The following is a 23,478-nucleotide window of genomic DNA, read 5'->3' on the forward strand; positions in this document are numbered from 1 at the left end:
ATCAAGTAAGTCCATTAACTCATGTTCAATCGCTTGCATCAAGCGATTGCGGATATTGGTTTTGAGTTTTTTTGAGGTCAAAAATGACATCAAGTGCTTGACCCAGACATAGCGAAGATGGTGGAGCTTTTTATCATAGGGAGCCAGTTTATTTTTTATTCATTTAACTATTTATCTTCATACGTAGTGTTCATAAGCGCCGCCCCTTATTGATCACAATTTTAGCCGTTTTTTTTATCCTCCTTTTATTGCACTGCTTTTCTCATGAAAAATCGTGAATAGAAAAATCCTTTCTGAATAAGGCCAAGCGTGCAAGTTAACCCTAAACAACCCGGTGATTAAAACAAGAAAAATGAGAGATAAAGCAGGGTAGGATAAGGTTCAGACGTGCTGATCCCTCCGCTTTCGCGGAGACAAAAATATCCCTTTAATTAGGGGCTAGGTCGGGTTGATACTCACTAAAGAAGGCTGAGGTTGATTGAGCGTACGTGTTTAATGTTGACGCATTGAAGATCTCTTGTATCCCTGACGCGATCTTACGAAAAGACAGCCACTGAAAGCTCAGTCCTTTCTTTGTCTGACGCTTCCGTGTCGCGAGGATCAATTCGCTGATGTTGGCGTAACGCACGACTTTTAAGTCATTAAAGAAGCGAGGGGTAAACTGTTTGTATGCAGGTGCGCTGCGTATCGTCCCTTCGTCTTGGTCGACACACACATTGATCCGCTCACTGTGAAAATAGCTGGCACGCTTTAGATACTTCACCGCTTTCGCAAAGGACTTCGGCGAAATAAACTCCCCAAAGCGCAACGCATAATCTTCTTGAAGTTGATCGTAGCTGATGGTTTTCAATCCCGCTTCTGTGGGCAAACCGATGCGCCCTCCAATGAGGTCTGTGTTCGGCAGAATGCACGCTAATACTTTCGCAATTAAGGTGCGACACTGCACATTATTCACCGCTTCACCGCCCCATGCATTGAGTGACGGGAAACGATTGGGGTTGGTAATAAATTCTTCACACCCTTTTAAGATCCGCGCGTATTCTGGCGGTAGGGTTTCTACCTTACCGCTTCGGAGCAACCGGCGAGACTTAAATCCGATCTCAAAAGGCGTCTTAGGGTTTCGTGCGTTCTCTTCTTCAACGACACGTTGATACAATTCGATCAAATCCAGTTTCCGAGCCTTACGCTTACGGCGATACTCCGCATCGTAACTCGATTTATCGAGCGGGGGAGGGGAGGAGTCGTGTCCAGGCGTCTTCATAACATTCACCGTCCACGTTTAAAACACACAACGCTTCATCCCGAGGGATAAACAAGCGGTGTTATTGAGAATGTGGAGTCTACTGGGCGTTAGCCCAAGCGAAGGCTGAGTCAAGGTCATATTTTGAAGTCCAAGAGGTTTTTGGGGTGTTTGGATTGGCCGTCCAAACGGTGAAATTTCACGCTATCTCAACCGGGAAAAGAAATCAAATGCCGGTTTTTTAGACACAAAAAAGCCGACTACTCTTGGAAAGTCGGCTTTTTTGCGAGTGCTATATAGTCAGAGTACCACCTCTAACACACTCTAAATCCTAGAAAAAACACACAACATTGGGCACTACAGGTTAGTGAGCAATGTTGTGTGTTTTAACCTTATAGACCTCAGGCAATTATAGCGTGTCGTCACCTGAGATTTCAATCTCGAAGTCTCAAAATGCTCTCTCGATGGTTAATTGTTAACATAATGTAAATAATACGCAGATATGAAAAATCCATAAATAACAACAAGATAAAAAATAACCTTAGAAAAATTTATAGCACATTGAGGGGTGGAAATTAAAATAATTAATCTATTAATTATATAAAATTCAAACAAGCCATCCGTTAAATATCATTTAATTTCTATTAAAATCAATAGTTTATTCTTATGCGTATTATTTACATTATGTTAAATTCAAGAAACGATAAGTCAGTCACAAACCCAACAAAATTAGACGCCAGTGAGCGATTACATGACTCATTGATGTTTCGGTCTGAACGAGAGCGTTTCGGTTTTTTCTATTTAGGAAGACTTTTGTATGAATTTTAAATCAGAATGTATGGTTGAGAGCAAGGAAGTCGGTATCGCTTTTAATCTTTCATCAAAGGCGAATAAAACGTTAACGCTCTCGGCGAAAAGAGCAGAGCGGGCCAAAAAGCGCGAAGGGAAACTTCGATTAGAAGATCACCTCAAACGTTTTCCTAATTGGTCGCTGTAACGAATCAGATTGCCGTCTGGGATTATTACCTCAGATGGCCTCGAAGGTGGGCTGCCTTCACTATTGCAAAAAGCGCCGCAGAGGGGCGCAGGCCTGCGTAATATGCCTAACAAATTCAGGAGCCCTCTCTGGGGCGACGTCCAAGGCTGTTTTTCTACTCAATTAAGCATGCTGGTTGAGTGGTGAAATAGAGTTACTTGGGAATACCAGACACCACATCCTTTGGATGTGCGCCTTCTACTACAAGAATGCTCAAGCCAGTTTGTAGCACGGCTCTTGAAAGAGAGCCCATCGTTTTGTTTTTTTTAAAAGAACAAAACAATGCCCTAACAAGGAGTGTGGACGATGCAAATTATCTACGGATATTGTCGTGAAGATGAGGCCGCGAGTTTATTAGGCCACTTTGTTGAACAAGGGGATTTTGTCAGCGTCAAAGAACTGGGAACGGTTGGGCGTGAACACATGGCGTTTGCCGCTTTGTTGCCTTTTACTGGGCACCTTGCATTTCCTTTCTGTTGGAAGGGTGTTCATTTGGTCGCGGTTCAAAAACAAGCTCAGTCAGTTAATCGTCTCACTCTCCCAACTTCAAATAATGCTTGTAAAAAACGTTATCGGAAGCTTAAGAACACCATCATTAGCGCTCAAAATTGGAAGCAACATGTGAGCCGTAATCGTGGTTTGAAGTACGCGAAGTCTTCGATGTTTTCTTAAGGATGTGGGAGGGAGCCCCCTTTCCCTCCATCCTGACCATATACTTGATAATTTTATCACTCAATAAGGATACTTATTATGAAAACACGCACCCAGCGCACCCTCCTTGTCGGGCTTGGCGTTGCTGTTTCGACACTTCTTATCACTCAGCCTGCTCTGGCTGCCGATATCTTCGCGTCAGGTAAGCAAGCCATGAAAGACACGGCGGGCAAAGGCTCTGCGGTTGAAACCGCCATGCTGGGGACTGGGCTTGCAGGGGCGGTCGTCACTGGACTGATGAGCCGTAACTGGTTTGCGGCCGTTGGCGGGTTCATTGGTGGCTCAGTCTTGTGGAATGTTGGAGCGCCACTCGTCGGCTTAGGTTAAGGAGTCACAATGGAAGACCCTCATCAGTTTTTCTCTATCCCAAAACACATGAACAAAGGTCGCCGCTGGCTCGGGTTCCCTGTTGATGAACTCGTGCCTGCCCTCTGCATTTTTGGCCTCTCATTCTGGCTTAAACACGAAATGATAGGGCTGACGTTATCGCTGGCTTGGTTTGGGGGGTTGCGTTACATCAAATCACAATACGGCGATAATATAGTTACCCTGTCACTTTATTGGTGGGGCGCTTCTTTTGTCAGCCCCGCCCTCTTTAAGCGTACCCCCTCAGCCTGTCGTCGCTATTGGATTTTCTAAGGAGACCCTTCATCATGGACCCGTTTGTTAAACGGGATAAGCTGGCCGTCAAAAGTCTCCTCAATCTTTTTTTGAGTGCAGGCTTTCTTTTCATGCTTATCACTAACCTGGTGTTGGGTTACACCAGTTATCAAGCCCTTACCCATCAGAGCCGAACCCTAATCCCACCCACCCTCTCTCAAGCCTTTACGGTTTCGGATGGCACAGTCGATGAGCCTTATCTTGAGCAAATGGCGGATTATCTTCTCTACTTGAAACTCAACATTACGCCAGCCAGCGTTGGACGTCAGTTTGGTCAGTTACTTGAATATTTAGACGAGACAAGCTGGCACATCGTTCAACCTAAGTTGCTTCGAGAAGCCACGGTAATTAAAAAAGACAACATCAGCAGCCAATTTTCTGTCGAGTCTGTCCGTATTTCTCTCAACACTCTCCAAGTGCAACTCTATGGGAAACTCCAAAAGCACGTAGGCCAACGCGCCCTAGATCCGGAGATGAAGTGGTATCAAGTCAACTTTAGCTATGACCAAGGCGTCATAGGTTTACTCTCCATTGAAGAAGTCGAGGTCGACACCGATGAATCTTTATGAGCAATCATTCACCCCATCGCCGCAATGGCACCTTTATTTTTTGTCCATCGCGCTTTGGGTGGTCTTTTTCATCCCCTCTTTTGCCCTAGCTGAAAATGCCGCTATGGTGAGCTATGAGTTTGACGAAGGCGACACGATCCCCTTGTCACTCTCTTCCATTAACGTGAACCGTTTGCTGGTCAAAAATGACCGTATTATTTCGATCGTCTGCCCGAAAGGATTTTGTACCTCAACGGGCAACCAAAAAGACGCTTCCGGCTCTATCACCTTAAAAATTAACCTTCCCTTACCGTTTACCGCGCACCTGACGACAGAAAAAGGGCGATTGTTTGCGCTGTTTATTACCCCCAAAGCCACCCCGTCTTTGGTCACGGAGTTTGTTTGGTCGCAAAACTATAAAGAGCAGCAAAGCCCGACTGAGCAGGCGGCGGATTACCCCGCCGCCATGACAGCGCTCACCAAAGCCATGATGCGTTTTGTTCATGATGGCGCCCCCATCGCCGGCTTTAAACGTCACGACGTTGACCCCAAAACCTTACCCAAAGATGCAGCGTCACTGGCCATCATCCCTCAAACGGTCTTCGTTGGCCGTGATTACTCTGGGGTGGTTTATCAACTCAAAAATCAAAGCCGCAGTGACATGGCACTGACCACCGCACAGTTCTACAGCTATTCCGCACGCTCAGCCGCGCTCGATACCTATCAGTTAAAACCTGGGCAAACCACCACGCTCTATCTCATTACCGGAGGAGGCGCCACCCATGATCGATAAACCCAAAGACGCCTTTGACCGCTTTAAAAAACGCGTCTTCAAAGATACCGACGGTGACTTTGAAGACGGTGGCACGGTCAATACCGTAACAAGAAAGCGCAATCGCACCATTACGTTCACGGTATTACTGGTGCTTGCCGCCCTGGCTTTTGCTGTTTGGCGGTTAACATTGCCTCCCCAAGAGCAAAGCAAGGACATTCAAGACGTCGGATTTGGTGCTGTCGTCACCGATGATTTTACCGACAAAGACAACCAGTCCGCCCTGACGTTTCAACAAGATAAAATCAACCAAATCGAGCAAAGCTTAGCGCGGTTCGAAGGCACCTTAAGTCGCTTTGGACAAAGCTTAACCTCTGAGTTGGAGAATATTAAAAAAGCCAATGAGCGCGATAAAGCATCGCAATTGACGGAGCTTGAGCAGCAGATGCAACAAAAGCTCGATGAAGTTGACGCGCTCAAGGTCCAACTTGAGACGCAATTAGCCTCAGCCCTCAATGCAGGCGATCCTTCGAATCAACATAGCGTAGAGATCCATCAGGGAAGCACTTTTGGCCAATACAAACTGCCCCCAAGACCTGCCATTAATAGCAACATAGATACCGCCAAGGTGAATGAGTTCCAATACCAAGAGCAAGATGATGTGGCCTTTAGCGGGGATGCCTTTGATAGTTTTGAATTTCACTGGCAAGCCAGTGTAGAGGAGAGACAATCCCGTCGCACGACCGATAACTACGTGCCAACAGGCACCTTTGTGACCGCCGTGATCACCGGCGGCGCAGACGCTAATGGGGGCGTCTCTGGACAAGGGGATACCTCACCGATTGTCTTTCAGACCGTCAATCAGGGGATTTTACCCAACGGTGAGCAATCCAAATTAAAGAATTGCACGATCACCGGTGCCGTTTACGGCGAAATCTCATCCAGTCGCGGCGTCGCTCGCACCAATAGAATGAGCTGCATCCACCCTAATGGCGATATTCTCGATATCCCCGTCAATGCGACCGTGTTTAACTTTGGGCGCAATGGTATTCGCGGTACCACCATTATGAAAAACGGTAAAATCGTTCAAATGGCCGGCATTGCGGGGATCTTGCAAGGTGTCGGTGATGCGGGTAAAGCCCTGGCACAAACCACGACACCGACGGCGCTCGGACCAAGTCAAAGCATCAACAGCGATAAAATTGGGTTGAATCTGCTTGGCGGCGCCACGGAAAGCGTTGGCAGCAAATTGGCGGACTACTACATCAAACTGGCCGAGCTCTATCATCCGATAGTGGAAGTCAATCCTGGTGCCATCGTCAATATTGTCTTTTTGGAAGGCTTTCCATTAGATCCCCTATTGGCCGATGAATACGAAACCCGTATTAATGAGCAGCGTGAGCAAGTCTCCAACAGCAACCAGCTCTTGGATGTCATCACCAACGTTCCCTCTCTTCCACAAACCACTCAAACTGCCCCCATCAACCCATTAGCGCAAAAAATAACCCAACAAGGGTTAAGCGACGTGGGCTTTGGGCGTGAGGAATAACCATGAATAGGCATTCTTTGTTCTCACTATCGATACTCTTAGGTCTGACCGGTTGCAGCGCGGGCTTTGAGAGCGAATACAGTTGCGATAAGGTCGGCGGCGTTTCAGGGTGTGTCACCATGAACGAGGTTCGAGACAACCTATACGGTTATACCGGAGACAGTGGAAATGCCACCGTCTCTCCTCAATCTCGTCTCGCCCCACCTTCTGTCTTTACCTTACTGCCAAGGCGTAGCCGAGATGGTGAGCCTGAGCGAAGCCAAGAACACGTTAAAAAACTCACCGTCTTCCCTTTCATAGACAAAGACAATCACTACATCGATACGATGGATGTTTACTTTGTCTTAGACGATAGCCGTTGGTCTGGGCGCCCTGCGCGCGCGATTTGGAAAGATTGATTAGGAAAAAAAAGAAACGAAGCTTAAACATCATTTTTATCATGGGCGCGCGACATTCAGTCTCAGACTTCTCTCAATTAGGGGGTAATCCATCAAGCGATCCAAGATTGTGTCACGCCCCCTAACATTAAAATAGAAAAAGGGATCCCCCATGTTTTCCTCCTCACGCAGTGGCTTATCCGCCTTATTTCAAGAGGCCAAGCAAGCCCAAAACCACCTTCACCATGAACTGCCGTATCGAGACTACGATCCCATTGAGCAGGTGTTCGACAATACTCACTCTCGCGGTTTTGGTTTTAAAATCAGTCTCCTTGGGGGCGCTAACGACGATTTAATTCAGTCGTTAAGCCACCTTATGGGGGATTTACCCGCAGGGGATAAATGGGATTATCAAGTGCAGCTTTTTGGTCACAACCGAGTGGCGCACTATCTCGAAGGGAACCAAGCCCTTCTCAGTCAGCGGGGCGGTATCTGTCAGAAAATGGCCAACGATGACGCCATTTACGCCTACTACGCGGCGCAACACGGGTTTCTACATAGGCAAAAAAACAATCGCTTTGATTTGCGCGACTACGACGCATTCTTTTTTGTCTCCACCACGGAAAAAGACCCACAAGAGCTGCTTGATGCGAGAATGACTCTAGAAACGGGGCTGGCGCAGCTTGGTTTTGATTTACTGCCCGTCACGCCTGAGGGACTGTTGACCAGCGTCGGTGATACCTTAAACTTTGATAAACGCCAAGACAGACCCAATGAAAAAAGCTACAACCCATTAGAACCTTTGAACCTGCAAGCGTTATCTCCCGATACCGAAGCGTTAACCCATCGTGGTCATATCGCCACCCGTCATACCAATGACCAAGGGGAAGAGGTACGCACACGCCTTGTTCATTTAGGGCTTTCTCGATTGCCTGGTGATTATCGCTTGTACGCTTTACCAGAAGCCTTTTCTTCAATCCGTAATGTGTCGCGTAACATCACTTGCCCTCATCGCGTTACCTTGAGTTTTCGCAATGAGCCAACCGGTAAGCAAAATGCGGATAACGATAACAAGATAAAAGACTTAACCAAGACGGTGAACAGCCAAATGGCGATACTCGCGCCCATGGCTGAAGATGAACTCAAAGAGCGCAAAGCCTTGCAAAAAGGGTTGTTGTCTAAAGAGTTCACCATTGCATCTATGGTGCTCACGATCTCGCTGATGACCGATAAAGCCCACCAGAAAAAAGACACCCAAGCGGCGAAGGAGTCATTTAGCCATGCTGGCCTTGACATCATTCCACTGAAAATGAATCAGCCACAAGCGCTGCTCTCCACGTTGCCTTTTATGATGAGTGAAGGATTATGGGGCGATTGTAAAAAAGCGGGGCGCGTTCGTACCTTAAAGAGCTCTAACCTGGTGAATTTCTTTCCGCTCATCATGGACTTTAGCCAGCTCAAAGGTGGCGTATTGCTGCCCACTATGCGCCAACAAATTTCGTTCTTTAACCCTTTCACCTGTGGCAGTGATAACCAAAACATCGCCCTGACGGGAGGCTCAGGCGCAGGGAAAAGCTTCCTAGTCCAAGAAATCGCTGAAACGGTTTACGCCATGGGCGGTAAAGTGTGGATCCTCGATAAAGGAGCCAGCTATAAAAAGCTGACCCTGAGCCTTGGGGGGACCTACATGACCCACGCCAACATCTTCTTAAACCCGTTCACGCATTTAGGCGCCATGCAAAGTGCTGAGTTTGAGTTTGTGGATGATGACGGCAGACCTGTCGATCCCATGATGGAAGCGCTCGATAATATCACGGCGTTGTTTGCCACCATCGCGTCACCCTACGTACCACTGACGGCGTTTCAACAAAGCGTCTTAGGCGATGCGATAGTGACGGCATGGGAGCGTAAAGGTCATCAAGTCTTGGTGGATGATGTCAGAGACGCCTTGATTGAGATTGCTGGAGAAGAAAGCGACCGACGCATTAAAGACATAGCGGTGCAACTGAAAAAGTTCTGCACAGATGGCATGTACAAAGACGTGTTCAACAAGCCATCCATGCTCGACCCCAATGTGGAAATCACCACGCTTGAACTCGATGGGTTCCCGCCTGCTGTGCTCAGACCCGTGATTTTTGCTCTCATGGTGTCGATTAACCAGCAGATGTACCTGGCTGGATCTCGCTCTACCCCAAAGCTGTGCATCATTGAAGAGGCCTGGAGCCTCCTCTCTGGGGCAAACGAGCAAGCGAGGGAGTTCATCAACACCGGTTATCGCACCGCCCGTAAGTTCGGCGGCGCTTTTTGTACGGTGACTCAAGGGATTGAAGACTTCTTTAGTAACGAGGAAGCCAAAGCCTGCTACAACAACTCAGACATTCACATCATTCTTCGTCAAGGGGAAGGGTTTGATAAGTATCTGCTCCAAAACCCGGATGCCTTCTCACCGTTTGAGCAGCGCATCATTAAAAGCTTCGCCCCGTCTGTTGAAGCAGGATACAGCAGCGCGCGCATCAAAGCGGGTGGCCATGTCACCTATCACCGCTTTTTCGCCTCTCCGGTGAAACGCGCCATGTTCTCAACCGAGCCTAAGGAGTTTGAGTATTGTGAAAATCTTTATAAACAAGGCCAATCACTGGAGCGCGCCATTGAGCAAACCTCCAGGCACTTTTATGGCAAAGACATTGACGCCTTTAATCAAGCCATTGGGGCAAGCACTTAGTTTGCTGCCTTTTATCCTCGCAGCAGGCATGTCCACTTTTAACGCTCACGGGAAAGCGCTGGGGCAAGTCGCCCCGGTCTTCCCTATCGGTGAAATCGACATGCTGGAATGGATACACCAAAGACTGAAAGGGTTTGAGGCCAGTGGTCAATTGGCGGACATGCAAAACGAGTTCACTGAGCGCGCCCTGCAAAGCATTGAAAACCCGCCGCCGGTTGCAGGCTTAACCACCACAACCGATCCCCGCACCTTTTACGTAGATCCAAGCATCACTCTCCCTAAAGACATCATCGCCCCCACCACGGGGGCCGTGATTGCCAAAGCGGGCACCAGAGTGAACCCCTTTGATAGCCGCACTTGGCCAAAGGTAGACGGTCAAGACGTTTTGCCTCTATTTGAGCTCAGTAAGGTACTGGTCTTTTTTGATGCCAGAGACGCGCAGCAACGAAGGTTCGCCAGCGAGTATCAAAACGCCAAGCCAATCAAGTGGGTGCTGACGGGAGGCAGCCCGAATAAAATGGCGACCTTACTTGATGCAAGAATGTATTTTGCGCAGCAAGGCCACTTAACCCAATCGCTTAACATCACTCACGTCCCGGCCATTGCCTATCAAGATGGCACGCGCTGGCGCATCGATGAAGTGAACGTATCGGGTTTGCAGCCCTTGGAAGTAGAGCAATGATAATGAAATTGCCTTAGAAGTGCGCGCCTCCCCTTGGTCATGCTTCCAATATCACTTCTTTTTCTATTAACCAAGCTCGCTTTTGGCTGCGATAATGTGGCGAAGCCTGTTGTCGAGACAAAAGGAGTCCCACGCTCTGCGTGGAAAAAGGACCCCACCATGACTCAACGACACTTGCGTTTACTGTTGTGCTGCCTATTGGTTTTTATTGCCCCATCAACCCTAGCAGCCAGTGCGGCGTGTAAAAGCCGTTTTATTAACCCCATTACCGATATTTGTTGGGATTGTTTGTTCCCGATGACAATAGGCTCATCCACGGTCATGCCGTCCAAATATCCAGACACCAATAACCCCACAATGCCTATCTCTTATTGCCCGAAACCGCCGCCTATCTTTGTGCAAATCGGCATCAACATTGGCTATTGGGAGCCTTATGCCTTAACCGATATCACGCGCGTCCCTTATTGTATGGTGAACATGGGCGTGCAAATGTCAGGCGCCAACACTCAGCGTATCGGTGGTCGCGTGACCGCTCGTGACAGTGACAGCAGTGACGGAGGTTTTTATCACGCCCATTGGTATAAGTACCCCATCATTTATTGGCTGCAACTGATGCAATCCACCGCCTGCATGGCCACAGATGTGTTTGATGTTGCCTACATGACGGAAATTGACCCACTTTGGGACGACGATGAGTTATCCCTCATTCTCAATCCCGAAGCGTTACTGTTTGGTAACCTAGTGGCTCAGCTTGCGTGCGTGCCCGAAGCCATGTTGACCTCCACTAACACGGCCTTACCTATTGATGCGTTATTTTGGTGTTTAGGCTCACAGGGCAGTGCCTATCCGCTTACTGGCACCACCAACTATCGAGACACGCCCATCCAGGCGGCGACACTCTTGATGCAAAAGCTTAACTACAAACTGCATCGACAAGGGATCATCTGGGAGACGCGCGGCGAAGATGGCGCGATTTGTTATCAATATCCCGATCCTATTTTGCCAAAATCTCGTTATCGGTATCAAATGTCGGGCCCTATTCCCGATGCCGCCTGGTGTCACCCGTACACCACCACGACCACGCTCTGGGAAGCCGGCCATGACAATCCGGTCACAGGGGATAACTTTGGTTTTGTACAATGGCGAAAGCGCAACTGTGTCTTTTTATAAGGTGAAGCGATGATGCCCAGACCTACCCACAAAAATGAGACTGACCTATTCATTGCCAGTCACCCTGACTCCCTTACCGATTTTTTAAAAATAGATCTCGCCAACCACAAGCACATTTACTGCTGTTTCCCGCTCTCGCAGTTTTGCTTCTCGTTTTGTCGCGATCTCAATGCTCGTCAGGGGCAGTCAATCAGCTGCCAAAACGCTCACACCCTCTACCTACCCTTTCAGCGGCCATAATGAAGAGTTTACTATGACCATTCCATCTTTTGAGAGCACCTTTAGGCGCTCTCTTGTTTTTCTGTGTTTTTTTATCGCGTTACCCACCCAAGCTTACACGGAGCAAGAGCTCAAAGCTTTTGCCAAGCTTGAGCAAAAAATGACTCAACAACCGGAGGCGGCGAAGGCGTGGCCTACGGACGACATACAAAATAAAGCCCAGGCTTATCGAGAAGAAGCGCTGACTCTCAGCCGCAAGGTTCAAGAGTTGATAAAAGAAGAGACTCTTTCCCCCTTGCTAGGAAGACAAAAGCCCACGCGCCACCCTGACCAAGCCCCAAAAGGGGTGATGGTGTTTGTGTCACTCACCATGCCCAAGACCGCGCTCAAGCAGCTTCTGATGCAAAGTGAACACTTAGGCGTGCCACTGGTGATACGCGGTGTCTTACCCGAAGGTTTTCCGGCCACGGTCAAGCGGATCGAGGCCTTGATACGCTCACCCAATAAGGCGCCCATTCAAAGCGGCTTTTCCATCAGCCCCGATTGGTTTAAGCAATTTGATATTCACCACGTACCGGCCTTTGTTTCGGTTAAAAAAAACCGCTGCTTACCTAAGCAGCCTTGTAAAACCAGTGACTACGACATCCTTTACGGCAACATTTCACTTTACCAAGCTCTGGATTACCTCGCTGCCGGGGATGCGCAGCAAAACATTCACCCGCTGCTGCGCACGCTCTATTCCCAATAACCCTCTCTCGCCCCAATTTTTGATGAGGTGCTCTATATGCGCATTGACCTTTGGACTGCGCTCACGCTCAGTCTTTTATCCACTATCTCGCTTGCCAGCGAACAACACACCTTTACCGAGAGCGCTCATTGGGCGAAACAAACGGCAAGCCAAGCGCTCACGCCTCATGCCCTCCCGCTCAATGTCGATGACTATTGCAAAGACGCCACGTGTCGAAAAGAGATCCGCAGTCCAAAAGAATCCACACTGTCAGACAGTGAGATCAAGGCACAAAAAGGGACAGAGTTTGTGACCAATGAACTGGCTCAAGACATCAACGCGAACTTCAATAAAGGTCGACCCGATGTTAAATACGACCCGGCGATGCGCTTTGCCTTACTTGGCCAAGAGAATGCTTTTGAAATCACTCATGGCATCTCAAATGCCTATGTGGATTGTGATAGCGGCTCCCAGTGCCTTATCGAACACATTCCTAAACAGTGTCATCGTCCAACGAATAACAATGTGCCTTGTACAAAAGTTCCCGTTGCCTCCGTGAGCACCGGTGAGGTGAGCTACCGCTGTCCATCCGGTTGGACACAACAAGGGAGGGATTGCCAACGCCCCCTCCCACAATGCCGATACAATAATGACAATTACGTAAGGCAATCAGGGACTAGAAGAGGTTTTTCGGGATTAGAAACCACGTATTTTTGGGATGGAAAGATAGTCTCTCCCAACCAAGGCTACACGCTTGGCGAGTTAATACATACCATCAACTTAAACTGGCAATGGAGCGCATACTGGCATAAACGCTACCAGATTTGTCGACCCACCACACAAACGAAAAAAGCCACCTTGAGCTGCTCAAACGGATTCTCTTTATCCGGGGGGAACTGCATCAAGAACAATATGACCTGGCGAACACAATGCAGCCTGATGAACTCGTGCAAGGTCACTAGCCAGCAATGTCTTGAAGGCCGAGCCACACGCTCGGTGAATGGCATTCCCACCACGCTCAACTGTTGGAAATATCAGGTTAACCATCGTTGTGACCGCCCTGACACCTGCGCGGACCTCCCGAAAGACTGTACGACTCAAACTCGACATTGCAGCCTGAAGCAAAATGGGGTGTGCGTCGAGCAAGAGGTCACAAAGAGCTGTGCTGAGAAGACATGCCGAGCCACTGACCTGCAATGTGGTGAGCACTCCTTCTGTCTTGACGGAGAGTGCTATGTGCCCGAGCCCAAACTTAACGGCAACTTTGACAAGTCCGTCGCCGCGCTAGCGGGGCTTGCCGAAGCCGTGAAAGACATCGGAGACCCACCCAAAATATTCACGGGTAAGCCGATGAAGTGCAATAAGAAACTCGCGGGTTTTAACGATTGTTGTAAAGACTCAGGATGGGGGCAAGGATTGGGAGCGAAATGCAGCGAAGCGGAAGAAGCGTTGGGGAAAGCCAAAGAGAAAGGCTTAACCCTGTACGTGGGGCAATACTGCGCCAAGAAAGTGCTGGGTGTCTGCACACGTAAAAAGCGCAGTTACTGCGTTTACGACAACAAGCTAGCCAAAATCATTCAAGAGCAAGGCTCTATTCAGCAACTGGGTAAACGGTTAGGCAGTGCAAAAAATCCCACCTGCGCCGCCATTACTCCCGAAGAACTGGGTCAAATCAACTTTAAGCACATTGATTTTAAAGAGTTCTACCCAGAAATGCGAGCCAACACCAACCTCCCCAACTTTGATGAAATCAAGAAACGACTTCAAAGTGCCACGGGCGGATAACCACCTCGACTGAACCAAGGTCTATGATGATGAAAAATCCACTGCTTTGCGTCATTACCCTAACGCTGCTTGCCCACCTCCCACCCACTCTGGCTCATGAAACCCCTCTAGGGTGGCGATGGTACAACGAGCCTAAGGCAAGGCCCGACAAACCCAAACCTAAGCCGCTACCAAGCAACACGCAAACCACAGTATCAAGCCCTAAAACCCTATCGGCCACCGAACAGATGGACTGGTTTCACTCCGTGCATATTGAGGCGCAAAACGACGCGGTCATTCATCCCAAAGATAAAGACAAGCTCGCGAAGTTTTTAGCGTTAAATCATTTTATCACGGACCAAACCGACCAATTGGGCATGACCTTTAAAGCGCTGCTGCTCGAAAGACCGGAGTTTTCTTACACCAAAGACCATCCGACCGAGCAAGCAGCAAGACAGGTGTATTTAGAGTTAGAGGAGAAGAAGAAAACCGCGGCGGTTGAAAATATGAAGCAAGACGGATGGGGCTTTTTCTTTGTCTATGACGGGGAAGATACACTGAGCCAGCAACTCGCCCCATCCATTCAAGCGTTTGCTGACCGATACCATTTTGAGCTCCTTGGGATCAGTAATGACGGAACCTTTATCACTGACCTCAAAGAAAACCGCCACAATCAAGGCAAAGTCTCGGTGCCTTTTACGCCCGCCTTAATTTTGGTGCAGCCAAGCACTGGAGAGATGAAGCCACTGGCGTACGGCTGGATAAGCCAAAATGATTTAATTGGACGCTTTTACAACGTCGCCACCAATTTTGAGCAATCGGATTTTTAAAGCAACTTCGTCCATGCCGCTCTCTTAAAGGATGTTCACTCTCTTTTATTTCTTCCTAAAACGTCAGGAGGCGCTATGCCATTTCTTCGTACCCTTGTGCTGGCTTTTTTGATTCATGCAACCACCGCACATGCTGCTATGCAAAACCAATATGCCCTGGTGTTCTTTTTTGAAAGCACCTGCCCGTACTGCCATAAGACAGCCCCTAAAATCACTCGCCTTGGCGAACGATTTCAATTACCGGTTTACGCCTTCTCTGTTGATGGACCAGGCATTCCAGGGTTTGAGGTCCCTATTCCTGTCACACCAGAGATAGGCAAAACCTTTTTTCCAGGCCAGAGGAAAACGGTCATGCCTGCGACCTTTTTAATGAACGTCAACAGCCGTAAATTCTCACGCCTGAGCATTGGAGACGTACCAGAAAGCACGCTGGCTCATAGCATTCAGAACGCCCTTAACGATCCGCGTGTGCAGGAGGCGCTGCAATGAAGCGAGCACTTTTCCACCACTTATCCACCATTTCGGTGCATAAGCGAGTTATTCCTTTCGTTCTTATCAGCTTATCAAGCGCTAGCCACGCTGACACCAACCACTCACTGGCGCGTTTTTTTGATAACTCAGGGTATAACGCCAACGTCTCAAACCCAACGGCTTACCAAGGGCAGTCGGCCAACTACTACACCGGTGGCAGTTTGTTTGTGCGTAATCAAATTGTCGATGCACAATTGGTCAGCGTCACGGTCCCTTCAATCAGTACGGGATGCTCTGGCATTGATATGTTTATGGGAGGATTTTCACACATCAGCTCAGACCAACTGGTGAAACTGGGCAAAGCGATTATTCATAATGCTCCTCCTTTTATTGTCAATTTAGCCCTGCAAACCTGGGCGCCGCAGCTCAAACAAAACCTGGATAATCTCCAAGCCAGGCTCGACAAATATCTCAATCAATCGGTGAACTCTTGTGAAGCCGCGCAAGCGTCCATCGGTGGACTGGCAGCCTTTGCTTTGCCCGCCACCAAAAAGCACGTCTGCGCGGCCCTCGGCACACAAAACAACGCCTTCTCGGATTGGGTGCAAGGTCAGCAGGAATGTGGCGCAGGAGGCAAAGCGGCCGGTCAATTAGCGAACGCCAAAAAGGATCCAGCGCTAAAAGATATGACCCAAACCCATCACAACGTGGTCTGGTCTGCGATCATGAATAACGCTTTTTTGTCCTCCGACAAAAATCTAGCGCAATTTATGATGAGCTTGTCAGGCACTTACGTGTACGACAAAGACGGCAACCCGCGTTACTACCCTAGCCTTTTGACCGACAACAACAATCTGGTCAATGTCTTGCTCGAAGGGGGCAAGTCTGACGTTTATCAGTGTCGCAAAACAGCCCCTGATGCGTGCATTACCATTACCAAGCGCAATAACCTCTCCATCACTCAAGCCAACGGGATTCAAAACCAGATACGCAAACAACTGGACTCGATACTGCAAAAGATAGCCACCGACCAAAGACTCACGCGTCAACAAGAGGGCTTTCTGGAGCTGATTCAAACGCCGGTACTCAAGTTCTTTATTGACGACTTATCCGCCAAGCAACCCCCCGATACCAGCAACTACTCGCGAATGATAGCGGTGGAGCTGCTTAATCAGTACCTCGTGAGCATGTTAAATGTTGCCAGCCAATCCTTAGCCAACACCAACAACAGCCAGGATGACATCGCCCTCATCACTCGTGATATCGATAACGCCAAACGCTTTACCGCGGGGCTTGCCGATAAAGCCATTGAAGCGCTCAACAAACGCAATCAACTGATTGATTTGCAGAGAAAAACCGCGCTGCAAAGCACAAATGAAATCAGCACGACCACCAAACCTGCGCAAGCTTATGGGAACTGACCTATGATACTCGAATATTACACTTACACTTCCGGCGAAGTGGTCAACAAAGCCTTTAATGCGCTGGCCACTTTTTTTAGAACCAATACCTTTGGGGATTACTTACAGATGTGCATGATGCTGGGGCTTGTTACCAGTTTGTTTATCTTCATGCTGTCACGGAATCCCAAAGACCTCATCAAATGGATGGTGGTGTTCTTTGCTGTGCCCCTGTTTCTAATCAATATGAAAGCCGACATGCTTATCATCGATAAGACGCAACCGGGTAAGGCTTACAAGGTGGATAATGTCCCTTACCTCGTGGCCGTGCCTACTTACTTTTTCTCTTCTATCATGGTGGGGATGGCCGAAGGCGTGGAAGGCATTTTCACCACCTCTGACGATGAGCGTTATGGTCGGACTGGGATGCTGTTTGGCTCTGAGCTTTATCAGCTCTCAAGACAATCCAGGATCAATGAGTTGGCGCTACAAAAGCTCTGGCGAGACTACTTTCATAACTGCATGATTGGGGATGTGAGAATCAACGGGAAATACACCTGGGATGAACTCTTTGCCGCGCCTGATATTTTTGCCTTTCTAGACGGCGTTAGGCAAAGCCCACTGCGCGCCCTTTTTCTTGATGAAGGGGGCGGTCAAAGCACCTACAAGCGGTGCGAAGAAGCCTACCCTATCATCAAGCAGCGCTTTAATGATGCCGCAGATAAAAACATGAGTTTGTTAGCGCATCAATTGCTCGGCAAAGACGCGGACCGTTATAAACCCCAAGTGGTGCAATCGTTGCAGCGCAGCTACAACAAATTTTTTGCCATCAGTACCAGCGCGTCCAACACCATCAAACAAAATATGTTGATGAACGAGCTGCGCTATAACCTTGATAGCCTAGACCCAACGCAAGCCGCGCTCAATTACGCCTATACCACCAACAAACTTCAAACCACCTCGATGTGGGCGTCATTGGGCTTAATGGCGAGAGAATACTTGCCGATGCTCCATACGATGATGTTTATGTTGTTCGCGTGTTTGGGCTTCTTTGTTGCCGGGGCGGCAGTCATTCCTGGCTTAACCATGATGGTGCTCAAAAACTATTTTGGCACGTTTGCCTTTTTGGCCACTTGGCCAGCCTTGTTTGCCATCATCAACGGCTTTCAGCTTTGGGGGCTGGAGTCTCTGTCTACGGATGTCTCGGGGAAGTTCGGAGGGCTGGTGCTCTCCAACGCGAATACCGCGGATGAGCTTCACAGTCGCTTCGCCTGGATGACCGGTATCTTGATGGTAGCCGTCCCTATGATAGCCAAAGGGATTTTAAAAGGCGGTCAAGAAGTCCTGTCGAGCATGAACTATCAGCTATCGAGCATGATTAACTCGACCAATGCTAGAGCCAGTGCTGCGGCTTCCACGGGTAATCTGGATTTTGGCAGTATGCAGATTGACAACCACAGCATGAACAACACGCATGCCAATAAGTTTGATACAAATACCCTAACCAACCAGGGCCACACCTACACCCAAAACCCAGACGGCTCGGTGACCACACAACACGGAGATGGGCGCACCACCTACGACAGCTCACAAACCACCAGTCGCGGCAACATCAGCGCCAACACGCAAAGCATGCTGCAAGAGAGTGTGGCGAATGCCCGTAGTCACACAGCGCAAAACCTAGAGCAAAATAGCACCCAACTGGGTCAAACTATCCAAGGAGGCGCCGCGCTGAGCGACCGCTGGCATGACAGTGTGAGTAAAAACCTGGCTTACGGTGAAGGCAGCACCAGTGGCTTTAACACTCAAGTCAGTCAAGGCATGAATGACATGCAAACGGCAGTGAACAGCGTGAGTCAACAAACGGGTTGGACGAAAGACCAATCACAAGCTTACCTGCAAAGTGTCTATGGCGGCTTCGAGGGCGGCGTAGGCACAGGCAAAGGGGCATCGCCATTCAATTTAGGCGCCAGTGGCGGCGTGAAATGGTCTGATGATGAACGTACGGCTTACAGCAAGATGAATACCGAGCAAAAGCAGCAGCTTGAGCAAGCCACGAAACAATACACCGAAGGGGCCAATGCCGTGACCAGTGCCGGCACGCAGGTGGATAATAAAGACACACGAACGTCGGTTGAGCAGTTTGCGCATGATTTTGCGATTAACGCCAGCAACACCAAATCTCTTGGTGCTAGCGTGATGCAAAGCCAATCGGACTTGAACGCCCTATCGAATACTCAAACGCGCCTAGACTCTGGCAGTGCCAGCTTTACGGCCAACGCGATTCAAGGCTTCCAGAATTATTTGGAAAAAGACATAGGATTAAACCAACCCGACGTCCAACGCCTAATGACCGCCCATCAACCGGAAGATATTGCCGATGCTAAAAAGTCTTGGCAAGAATTCACTCGCACTGAAGCGTTCGCCACCATGGCGGGGCTTGATGGTGATGCGGCAAAAATTGTGGGCAAAATGAACCAAGCGCACCAAGCCACCACACCGACAGGGCCACTTACCCTCTCACCGGAGCAAAACAACACGATGGAGAAAGAATGGGGTAGTACCGTCGATACCGTGGCTGCTACCCGCACGGCTATGCTGCACAACAATGAAACGGGCGGACTGTTTAATCAAGAGCGCTTTGATGGTGTAACCGATGAAGTGAGGTATCAACAAGAGGAGGCGCAGAAACCCATCAGCAAACCTGAGCCGATGATTAAACTGACCATCGCGTCGCAAGTCGAAGAGGAGGTCACTCCACCCGAAAGGACGGAATACGTCACCTCCGACCAAGCCTATCCATCAGCGCCAAGATACACAAAAAAACCGAAAGCATAATATTGATCTCGGTTCATAAAATAGAACTTTATGCACCACCTAGGTGCTGGTATTATGAACAGGGTTCTAAAGGGAGAGTGACCATGAAAACTGTCTTACCATTACTGCTACTTACCTGTGCGAGCGTGCAAGCTCAACCCCGCTCTCCTGAGCTCACTCAACTGCTGAGCGAGATACACGAGCAGTACGAGCTCGCGGTAATAAATAAAAGACCATATTCCCAAGACCTGCCAGACATCACCAAACTGCCCTACTTTTTGCAGCACATTGATGAAACAGACACTGTGGGATCCATACGCTTAAACGCCTACCTACAAGGTTTGCATACTGCGTATTTTGACAATGCCTATAATCAAAAACGCCTAGGCGGAGGAAGCTGGTTCTGTATGCGCGATACAATGGCGCTCGATCCAAGGCGCCACCCTGATTTCCTTGAAGATATGATCTGGATGGTACTTGAGAAAACCGCCAAAAACGATCCGCAGAAGTTCAGACGAGCAAACTATGCAGGGGCCTTCGGCGTTGATATTTCGATGATTATTAACTACGGCCTGCAAACCGAATACCCTTGCTACAGCCCTATTCCTAAATCGTTACAATTTAACGGTTGGAAATATTAATCTCGGCACAGCTATTTCTAGAACGAAGTGGCCCATTGTTAGTTTCTTCGAACAAATTTGTCTTTTTCAATCAGTCGCAATTTACCCAGATATTGCTCATAGGACGGAAGTGTTTTTTTAGAAACAATTAAAGCGTTACGACCTTTAAACATCCGAGGAGATAGGACATTCTCGCCTGAAACCTATCGAAAAACACTAAAAATATCTGTTAGTTAAATCATCATCTAACCTGTCATTTTAAATCTAATGGACCGTTGAATTGAGCAGCCTTCGGCTTGTATTTAGAAGTTATTCGCAAAAGCGAATCGATGGAGAAGTTTTTTCGGGGCATATGAGTAGAGTTCATAGCAATCTGGACGAAAGAGAAGGCTGGTAATGAAACATAAACTGTTTAGCGTAACCGATTGGTCTAAATATCAAATCATAAAGGCAATGGACGCAAATTCAGCTGTACAAAGAGCACATTCAAGAAAAAACTATACGCTGATTCCTTCAAATGAACTTACAGAGTATACCGTAACCAATGTGATGTGCTGCGAATATAGTGGAGCTCTCAAGCATCGCTTGGATGCCTGCATAACTGATATAGATAGAATTTTATTGATGGATATGTCACCAGAAACCCAGCATTATCAGATAAGCTAACTACTCTTGAACTTGAACAATAAGACTAACAGTTTCATATTCTTTTGGGTTGGGTAGTTTGATAGGCTTAATCGTCCTGAGTTTGATATATGCTTCTTCGCAAGCCTCTCGACTTGGTTCATTCGGGTTTTTGTCTTAACTGAACCATCGTAATCAATTGAAACAACAAAACGACAGTTTTTAGTCTAGCCATTTTTATGGATTAAAAGTGTCTCACCCAGACGATTAAAAGCTTCGACTATCGCTCTCGCAAGTTTGAGCAAATGTGTTGACGTTATTATTTCTAATTCAGACTGAATCCCTAAAAGAGCTATTCCTTCCAAAATTTGTTGCCATCCGCATTAATCCTTTACACTCAGGCGGAATGGGATTTCTCTCATCTCAACCAGCGACAGCTCTCACAGATTTAAAACACAGTTCAGAGACCTCTTCCTTTGTCATTTGGCCTTCTAATTCTCGAAAAATGGAATTCTTACTCATTTCGCGATACTTCACGATAAAAACCTATATAAGCAAGAGGTTGTATAGTGTTAGTCTGCTTTAATGGCACCGTGTCCAGCCTTTGAACTGATATAAAAATGGACTTGGTGAACTGGCCTGTAACAAGACGCTAAGAAGAAGAATTAGCAACACGTGACATGTTTACTGTGCGCTGCGTTAAGTATTTACGGTAGTACGCGAGAGCCTTAGCATTGCGCGCGCCACACCTTAAAAAACTACGCCTTTTGGGAGAAAATATGAAGTTTTACAAAGCAGATGAATATCAAGCATCTTGTGAAGCTCTATATCGTAAGTACGAACTTGAGATAGCTGCTTTGATTTCAGACGCAGTGATTGAGCATGTTGGAGCTTCTTCTATACCTAATGCTGTATCGAAAGGTGACTTAGATATACTCGTCGGTGTTAACGGAAGCAAATTAGAGAAAGCAGTAAAGCTGCTTTCTACCTTAGGCTTCAACGAAAAATCCAATACGTTAAGAACTCCAGAGCTTTGCATGCTGGAAAGTAATTCAGGTGAGGACGTAGCTTTCCAGGTTGTGGCGAATGGTTCGGAGTTTGACAGCTTTGTGGGGTTTAGAGACAAACTCCGCGAAAATTCTGATTTAGTTCAACAGTACAATGAACTGAAAATGTCTTGCACAGGTTGGTCTCCTCATGAATACCGCCGAAAAAAGGCAACTTTTATAGAGCGCGTGTTAGGACAAGCCTCGCATCAAATATGAAGTGCAACAGTTTCTACAAATGGGCTTCACTATCAAAACTGGACATCGAGTTAGGTGAATTTACATACTTTTAGTTATTCAGTGACTAATTTAGAGCATCCGCTAACAATTTTTTGCCCCATTCCTGCTTAGAGTCGTTACTCTTCACTAAAAAAGAACGATTATATTGACCAACATTTTCTTATGTAAGAGTCTACTATGAGTTTGTTTAGTCATTTTAGTTACCGTTGCACTTAATGATGAAATGTCGAGTGCTTGCGGTCGAGTACGTCAATAGAGGGATGTTTTTTTTGCGTATAAAACTTTTCATTGGTTTGATTTTTAGCGTTTTTTTTGGCTGGTATCTGTGCTCCATGGTATTGATTCCTCTAGCAACGGAAGGTTATCAAAGTACACTTAAAATTTGGTTTGAATGGCAAACATTCAATGCTGGTATGGTTGCACTTCTTGCTGCGGCGATAACTGCTGGTATAGCTATCAACTTAGATGCACAAGCTAGAAAGTTGGAAAAAGAGAGAGCACGGTGTGAATCTAAACGGAACTTCATTGCCGCTAGAGCATTTTTGCCTCATGCGCTAGCTAATATAGATACTTATGCTCAACAATGTAGTACCTCCTTACGTAGCTTCTATCTTGCGAACAGGCTTTCGCCGCGATCGGATGAGCATAAAGAAGACCTAGCAAAAGAGTTTAGTGAACATGCGAAGCCAAATGGATTTGAACCAACCTTCAGAGATTGCATAAAATATGCTGAAGATGAAAACTCTGAGAAGATGACTCAGTTGTTGGTTGAGTTGCAAGTTTTTTTATCTAGGATGTCAGAATTTGAGAATGAAAAATCTATTCCTAGTAACTATGCGCTCGAAATGTTGGTTTATTCGATTCATTTTCAATTTAGAGTCGCTAGCTTTTATGGGTTTGCACGCAAGGGCACAGAAATAGAACTCACCCCTAGTGATCAGAGTGCTTACTATGTGCGCCTATCTACTTTAGGTGATGACCATGAAGCCTTTTCACTGGGGAACGATCACTCTTTAGATCGCTATGTTGAAAGGTACTCTAAGCTCAATGAACTAATAAACCACTAAATTATCACCTCCCTAAATACAGGTTGTTAAGAGGTGATGGTTTAGCGCGACAGTTCCAGACCAATTTTCCCCTAATATCTTTTAGTGTTTTACTCATTAACATACAATCAAAGAGTGGCTGATCTATTAAAATTTACCCGAATTCAGAACATTCAGAAATTAAACGTCACTGAGTCCTCCGAACGC

General features: G+C 47.6%; 22 protein-coding genes and 1 pseudogene. 21 read left to right on the top strand and 2 right to left on the bottom strand.

Going from position 1 to position 23,478, the window contains the following annotated elements:
* Window positions 1–427: 427 nt before the first annotated feature.
* The gene (locus tag MD535_RS23325; protein WP_048661255.1) at window positions 428–1,261 is read right to left on the bottom strand and encodes a hypothetical protein; all 834 of its coding nucleotides are present in this window, start codon (window positions 1,259–1,261) and stop codon (window positions 428–430) included.
* Between the two features lie 796 nt (window positions 1,262–2,057).
* Between MD535_RS23325 and MD535_RS23330 the strand changes: the two genes are divergently transcribed.
* The 19 genes from MD535_RS23330 to MD535_RS23420 all read left to right on the top strand — a co-directional run bounded on the left by MD535_RS23330 (window position 2,058) and on the right by MD535_RS23420 (window position 20,981).
* Window positions 2,058–2,237: a TraY domain-containing protein gene (locus tag MD535_RS23330; protein WP_265677605.1), complete on the top strand. Its 180-nt coding sequence runs from the start codon at window positions 2,058–2,060 to the stop codon at window positions 2,235–2,237.
* Between the two features lie 345 nt (window positions 2,238–2,582).
* On the top strand, window positions 2,583–2,948 hold the full coding sequence (locus MD535_RS23335; RefSeq protein WP_048661538.1) for a hypothetical protein: 366 nt from the start codon (window positions 2,583–2,585) through the stop codon (window positions 2,946–2,948).
* 78 nt (window positions 2,949–3,026) lie between these two features.
* A complete protein-coding gene (gene traA / locus MD535_RS23340) occupies window positions 3,027–3,314 on the top strand; it encodes a type IV conjugative transfer system pilin TraA (RefSeq protein ID WP_048661539.1) in 288 nt (95 codons plus the stop codon).
* Between the two features lie 9 nt (window positions 3,315–3,323).
* The gene (gene traL, locus MD535_RS23345) at window positions 3,324–3,626 is read left to right on the top strand and encodes a type IV conjugative transfer system protein TraL (protein WP_048661540.1); all 303 of its coding nucleotides are present in this window, start codon (window positions 3,324–3,326) and stop codon (window positions 3,624–3,626) included.
* Between the two features lie 14 nt (window positions 3,627–3,640).
* Window positions 3,641–4,216 carry a type IV conjugative transfer system protein TraE gene (gene traE / locus MD535_RS23350; RefSeq protein ID WP_048662546.1) on the top strand — a complete coding sequence of 192 codons (576 nt, stop codon included), beginning with the start codon at window positions 3,641–3,643 and terminating at the stop codon, window positions 4,214–4,216.
* Complete coding sequence (gene traK / locus MD535_RS23355) at window positions 4,203–4,988, top strand: type-F conjugative transfer system secretin TraK (RefSeq protein ID WP_080967332.1); 786 nt, start codon at window positions 4,203–4,205, stop codon at window positions 4,986–4,988. The genes traE and traK overlap by 14 nt, the downstream gene beginning before the upstream one ends.
* On the top strand, window positions 4,978–6,516 hold the full coding sequence (locus MD535_RS23360; protein ID WP_171350076.1) for a TrbI/VirB10 family protein: 1,539 nt from the start codon (window positions 4,978–4,980) through the stop codon (window positions 6,514–6,516). Before traK ends, MD535_RS23360 begins: the two co-directional genes overlap by 11 nt.
* A 2-nt stretch (window positions 6,517–6,518) precedes the next feature.
* Entirely contained in the window at window positions 6,519–6,914 is a 396-nt protein-coding gene (gene traV / locus MD535_RS23365) for a type IV conjugative transfer system lipoprotein TraV (RefSeq protein ID WP_048657845.1), read from the top strand.
* A gap of 151 nt (window positions 6,915–7,065) precedes the next feature.
* On the top strand, window positions 7,066–9,615 hold the full coding sequence (gene traC, locus MD535_RS23370) for a type IV secretion system protein TraC (protein WP_265677613.1): 2,550 nt from the start codon (window positions 7,066–7,068) through the stop codon (window positions 9,613–9,615).
* The gene (gene traW, locus MD535_RS23375; RefSeq protein ID WP_265677614.1) at window positions 9,566–10,297 is read left to right on the top strand and encodes a type-F conjugative transfer system protein TraW; all 732 of its coding nucleotides are present in this window, start codon (window positions 9,566–9,568) and stop codon (window positions 10,295–10,297) included. The genes traC and traW overlap by 50 nt, the downstream gene beginning before the upstream one ends.
* A 159-nt stretch (window positions 10,298–10,456) precedes the next feature.
* Window positions 10,457–11,467, top strand: coding sequence for a conjugal transfer pilus assembly protein TraU (traU, locus tag MD535_RS23380; RefSeq protein WP_048661614.1), 1,011 nt, complete (start codon window positions 10,457–10,459; stop codon window positions 11,465–11,467).
* A gap of 253 nt (window positions 11,468–11,720) precedes the next feature.
* The gene (gene trbC, locus MD535_RS23385; protein WP_171762886.1) at window positions 11,721–12,434 is read left to right on the top strand and encodes a type-F conjugative transfer system pilin assembly protein TrbC; all 714 of its coding nucleotides are present in this window, start codon (window positions 11,721–11,723) and stop codon (window positions 12,432–12,434) included.
* 36 nt (window positions 12,435–12,470) lie between these two features.
* Window positions 12,471–14,198: a type-F conjugative transfer system mating-pair stabilization protein TraN gene (traN, locus tag MD535_RS23390; protein ID WP_265677615.1), complete on the top strand. Its 1,728-nt coding sequence runs from the start codon at window positions 12,471–12,473 to the stop codon at window positions 14,196–14,198.
* A gap of 23 nt (window positions 14,199–14,221) precedes the next feature.
* Entirely contained in the window at window positions 14,222–15,007 is a 786-nt protein-coding gene (gene traF, locus MD535_RS23395; protein ID WP_171750907.1) for a type-F conjugative transfer system pilin assembly protein TraF, read from the top strand.
* A 75-nt stretch (window positions 15,008–15,082) separates the two neighbouring features.
* Complete coding sequence (trbB, locus tag MD535_RS23400; RefSeq protein WP_132974764.1) at window positions 15,083–15,496, top strand: type-F conjugative transfer system pilin assembly thiol-disulfide isomerase TrbB; 414 nt, start codon at window positions 15,083–15,085, stop codon at window positions 15,494–15,496.
* Window positions 15,493–16,899 carry a conjugal transfer protein TraH gene (locus MD535_RS23405; protein WP_265677616.1) on the top strand — a complete coding sequence of 469 codons (1,407 nt, stop codon included), beginning with the start codon at window positions 15,493–15,495 and terminating at the stop codon, window positions 16,897–16,899. Before trbB ends, MD535_RS23405 begins: the two co-directional genes overlap by 4 nt.
* A 3-nt stretch (window positions 16,900–16,902) precedes the next feature.
* The gene (gene traG / locus MD535_RS23410; protein ID WP_265677617.1) at window positions 16,903–19,716 is read left to right on the top strand and encodes a conjugal transfer mating-pair stabilization protein TraG; all 2,814 of its coding nucleotides are present in this window, start codon (window positions 16,903–16,905) and stop codon (window positions 19,714–19,716) included.
* 83 nt (window positions 19,717–19,799) lie between these two features.
* Entirely contained in the window at window positions 19,800–20,336 is a 537-nt protein-coding gene (locus MD535_RS23415; protein ID WP_265677618.1) for a hypothetical protein, read from the top strand.
* A gap of 375 nt (window positions 20,337–20,711) precedes the next feature.
* Window positions 20,712–20,981 (top strand): hypothetical protein, encoded by a 270-nt coding sequence (locus MD535_RS23420; protein WP_048657863.1) that lies wholly within the window; start codon window positions 20,712–20,714, stop codon window positions 20,979–20,981.
* Between the two features lie 185 nt (window positions 20,982–21,166).
* Here MD535_RS23420 and MD535_RS23425 read toward each other — a convergent pair.
* Window positions 21,167–21,476 (bottom strand): annotated as a pseudogene (locus tag MD535_RS23425) (regulator).
* A gap of 242 nt (window positions 21,477–21,718) precedes the next feature.
* On the opposite strand from MD535_RS23425, the gene MD535_RS23430 reads away from it, so the two are divergent.
* Together MD535_RS23430 and MD535_RS23435 are read left to right on the top strand one after the other, a co-directional pair.
* Entirely contained in the window at window positions 21,719–22,204 is a 486-nt protein-coding gene (locus MD535_RS23430; protein ID WP_048657862.1) for a GrpB family protein, read from the top strand.
* Between the two features lie 290 nt (window positions 22,205–22,494).
* Entirely contained in the window at window positions 22,495–23,292 is a 798-nt protein-coding gene (locus MD535_RS23435) for a hypothetical protein (protein ID WP_265677619.1), read from the top strand.
* Window positions 23,293–23,478: the final 186 nt, after the last annotated feature.

It is taken from the genome of Vibrio qingdaonensis (assembly GCF_026191675.1).
In the GTDB taxonomy this organism is placed as follows: domain Bacteria; phylum Pseudomonadota; class Gammaproteobacteria; order Enterobacterales; family Vibrionaceae; genus Vibrio; species Vibrio qingdaonensis.